Genomic DNA, 3,414 nt, shown 5'->3' on the forward strand with positions numbered 1-3,414 from the left:
GCCTGTGAAGTGAGCGGTGCAGCAAGGCCGCCAGCAGCAGGAACCCACCGAAGCGACTCAGCGGCAGCCGATGGCTGGCGCTGAGCGCCGTAGGAATCCTCTTCCTTCCCGCCGCAGGCGGCAACGTCCTGAGACGTTGAGAGAGAGGAGGATGTCAACATCATGCACCGCGACCTCGCGTCCACACCCTGACCTCGACGCGAGGGACGCTGCCACCGAACGGGAGGCGTAGGAGCGCATCTCGCTGCGCGGAAGGCTTCGACTCGATAAACGCTTCCACCGAACCGGTTTTCGTAGGAGATTCTATGTTGCCCCGCCAGCCCTATTGAGGCTTGGAGGGGTGTACTCCGTCTGGTGCTTCATTAGTGAAAATGCAATGCGTGCCAGTTTCCTGGCCAGGATGACCAAGACCTGGAGGGCCTGCAGCCCTCTCGCCCGGTAGCGCTGATAGGTGGCTTTCCACGCCGGCAGGCGGCTCGCGGCCATGGCGGCATTGTGCAGCAATCGCCGGACTTCTGGGTCGCCTCGCTTGGTCAGCTTGCGTCGCCCCCGCTGCTTGCCGGAGTCGCGGACGCGCACATCCAGTCCCGGGAAGGCGACAAAAGCGTCGCTGTGCCGAAAATCCCCCCGCAGAAACGCCATGATCAGGGCCGTAGCGGTCAGCTCCCCCACCCCTTCCACCGCCTGGCAGCGAGCCACCTGGTGGCGCAGACCGGCCTCTCGGACAATGGCCCGGAGACGTGCCTGAATCACCTGATCCACCCGCGTCAGCTGAGCCATCAGGCGCTTGAGGTGCGCGGCCAGCCACGGTAGTTCGGCACAGCTCTGCTGGATCGCCACCCGAGCCTGGACCAGCGTGGCGCGGCGTCGCAGCAGGCTCTGCAGTGACCGATAAGCGGCCGGCGGAGGTGCCCAGGCACGCAGCATTTCACGCTCCCGGCTGAGGTAACGGGCCAGCAAACGGGCATCACTGCTGTCGGTCTTCGCACGACCGCCGATGCCTTGCCGGTAATGATTGAGCTGGTAGCCATCGATCACGAAGACCTCGTGGCCGCATTGGTACGCCAGCTCGATCAGCGCGACATGGTAGGTGCCGGTGGCTTCGACAGCGATCGCGCACTGAGCGGGGAGGCCGCGGAGCCATGGCTTGAGGGCTGACGGGCGATTCTCCAGGGTTTGCTGGATCTCCAGGTCTTGCCGATAGACCACGAGTTCGTGCTTGGCGACGTCGATCCCGATGAGGGGCTGGATTGTCATGGCCTGGCCTCCACGCTAGGTTGAGAGGGCTTGCCGGGGTGCACCCAGGCACTGGCTTGCCAAGATCGTCGGTCTGAGGAAGGCTCAGCCGATGGATTCCTTATCGGCGCTGAATGGATGGGGTGGGGCCATGTCTCCTACGGTCTGTACCCCAGGGGGCCAGATGCGCAACTCGTCCCTCCACCCCGGCAAGTCCTCTCCATGTTGGGTCATTTCCAACATACAAGCGCAACTTGTTGCGCGATAGGCGCTCCGCGCTGCCCGGGGCCAATGGATACCCGATCACCACTCGCCCACCCCTTTCCTACGCCTGGCCGAGCCAGCGAGAACCCTCCGAAGGTCGCAGATAAATGACGCACTTCCGTGCCTTGCGCGCCCCTTTTGGCACATTTTACAGGCGACTTTTGCACCCGTGCCGGTCCTTGATTAGTCTGGCCTGATAAGGCCGCGGAAGATGGCCACCAGGGATCGCGCAGGGACTACCGCAGGAGATGGCAGGAGCGCCGTCACAGCATGCAGGTGGGTCAGGCGGTAGCGTGCCCGGCGTTCCTACCCCAAGGGACTGCGCACGCCGGCGAAGCCCTTGCCCAGCACATGCGTGTAGATCTGGGTGGTTTCCACGCTCTTGTGCCCGAGTAACTCCTGAACCGTGCGGATATCCGTGCCCTGGTTCAGCAACTGAGTGGCGAAGCTGTGTCGCAGGGTGTGACAAGAACCGGGCCGCGGCAGCGAGGCGGCTCGCATGGCGTGTTTGACGGCTTTTTGTACCGCCGATGGGTGGACATGGTGAAGTACCACCTTGCCGTCCATGTCGCAGCAGGGGCGGGAGGCAGGGAAGAGCCACTGCCAGGCCAGGGAGATTCCCGCATTGGGGTACTTGCGATCCAGCGCATGGGGTAGGGTCACCGGCACGCGGCCATGAGCGAGCCGGTAGTCCAGATGGCGCTGGGCCGAGGAAATCTGCTGCCGTAAGCAGGGGACGCAAGTGGCCGGGAGCAAGGTAGTGCGGTCCTTATCGCCCTTGCCGGCTCTCACCGTAATGACCTGGCGTTCGAGATCGATATCCCGTACACGCAATCGGCATGTTTCAATTAGCCTCAGTCCCGAGCCGTACATCATCATGCCCATCAAACACATCGGGCCCGATAGATGGCTCAGCACGCGCGTCGCTTCCTCATGGGACAGTACCACCGGCAGCCGGCGAGGACGTCTGGCGCGTGAGAATTCACCGATATCGCCCAGGGGCTGATCAAGGATGTGGCGATACAGGAAGACGAGGGCGTTCAGGGCCTGGTTCTGTGTGGCCGCCGCCACATGGCGCTCTACCGCCAAATGCTCCAGGAAGGCATGTACCTCGGGCGCACCCATGCCGGCGGGATGCCGCACGCCGTGGAATCGGATGAAGAAGCGTATCCAGTAGCAGTAGGTCTTCTCGGTACGCGGGCTGTAGCGCTTCACCCGCATGGTAGCCTTCACCCGGTCCATCAGCTTCGGCGGCTTGCTCTGCGTATCCATACGGCTGCCCTCTCGATGCATGGATATGCATACAGTATTATTGACGCCGGCAAAACGCGCAAGCGCGCGAATCCTGCATACGTAGCCGAGCTATCCTTAGGGTTGTTTTATATCAATGAGTTACGGAAGGAAGGGCACGCTAGATAACACTGTTGAACGCGCAGGCGCGTTCACCCAATATCAGAGCGTTCCGTCTAATCACTGTTATGTTCTTTGATGGGTCGCTCCTATGCCTGAGATACCTGAAATTGATAATTGCTGCGACAAAGAGGCATTCGCATTTTTCGGGCTGACGGCCTATTACGCTCAGGTTCTTGAAGAGGCAGCTTTGAATCTGGCAGTGGTGCTTCGACTGCCAGAAGTGAACCTCTTGTCACAGGAACTATTTTTGGATCTGTATGATTCTCTCGGTCGGAGAACCTTTGGGCGGCTTCTCAAGGCGGCCAAATCAGAACTGAGTCTGTCAGAAGAAGATGCCGACTTTCTGAGTAAAACATTGGAACTCAGGAATATGCTTGTTCATCGTTATTTTCGGGAGCGAGCAGAAGACTTGATTTCCGAGGTGTAAAGTGGACCCCAATATCCGGACAACGGTTTAAGCTGTAGCCGAGCCTTCGAATCGGGATGACATCGAGATGAGCG

3 protein-coding genes are annotated in these 3,414 nt (G+C 60.7%); 1 reads left to right on the plus strand and 2 read right to left on the minus strand.

Annotated elements, in window-relative coordinates:
• Positions 1-303 precede the first annotated feature (303 nt).
• Together FEI13_RS18660 and FEI13_RS18665 are read right to left on the minus strand one after the other, a co-directional pair.
• Positions 304-1,257 carry an IS110 family transposase gene (locus FEI13_RS18660; protein WP_138182990.1) on the minus strand — a complete coding sequence of 318 codons (954 nt, stop codon included), beginning with the start codon at positions 1,255-1,257 and terminating at the stop codon, positions 304-306.
• Positions 1,258-1,806: 549 nt separating this feature from the next.
• Positions 1,807-2,772: an integron integrase gene (locus FEI13_RS18665; protein ID WP_138182991.1), complete on the minus strand. Its 966-nt coding sequence runs from the start codon at positions 2,770-2,772 to the stop codon at positions 1,807-1,809.
• A gap of 229 nt (positions 2,773-3,001) precedes the next feature.
• On the opposite strand from FEI13_RS18665, the gene FEI13_RS18670 reads away from it, so the two are divergent.
• Complete coding sequence (locus tag FEI13_RS18670; RefSeq protein WP_138182992.1) at positions 3,002-3,340, plus strand: hypothetical protein; 339 nt, start codon at positions 3,002-3,004, stop codon at positions 3,338-3,340.
• The last annotated feature ends 74 nt before the right edge of the window (positions 3,341-3,414 follow it).

This window comes from Halomonas urmiana (assembly GCF_005780185.1).
Taxonomy (GTDB): domain Bacteria; phylum Pseudomonadota; class Gammaproteobacteria; order Pseudomonadales; family Halomonadaceae; genus Halomonas; species Halomonas urmiana.

Excerpts from the sequence above, each read along its gene's own strand:
- FEI13_RS18665 (WP_138182991.1), bottom strand. The coding sequence starts at position 2,772 with ATGGATACGCAGAGCAAGCCGCCGAAGCTGATGGACCGGGTGAAGGCT.
- FEI13_RS18670 (WP_138182992.1), top strand. The coding sequence starts at position 3,002 with ATGCCTGAGATACCTGAAATTGATAATTGCTGCGACAAAGAGGCATTC.
- FEI13_RS18660 (WP_138182990.1), bottom strand. The coding sequence starts at position 1,257 with ATGACAATCCAGCCCCTCATCGGGATCGACGTCGCCAAGCACGAACTC.